The 280-nt window shown below is 63.2% G+C and carries 1 protein-coding gene; it reads left to right on the top strand.

Annotated elements, in window-relative coordinates:
* A partial coding sequence (locus ACYOEI_RS41270) for a hypothetical protein (RefSeq protein ID WP_462856502.1) occupies positions 1-280 on the top strand: 280 nt, incomplete at both ends.

Below are 280 nucleotides of genomic sequence, written 5' to 3'. Positions count from 1 at the left end.
GCAGTCACCGCAACGCTCAACCCCGCCAACTCCACGAACCTCTACAAGTTCTCCGGCACCGCCGGGTCCACGATCTTCCTCGACAGCACCGGCTTCACCACCACCGACCCCAACGGGTACGGCGGAAACTGGACCCTCTACGACGCCTACGGGACCCAAGTCTACGGCAACTACTTCGGATACGACTCGGGACGCATCACCCTCCCCACCACCGGCACCTACACCCTCGCCGTCCAGGGCTACATCTACGCCAACGGCACCACGACCGACAATTTCGTCG

It is taken from the genome of Singulisphaera rosea (assembly GCF_054877945.1).
Note: the sequence above shows the minus strand (reverse complement) of the source record. Positions and strands in the feature narration are given on the sequence as shown.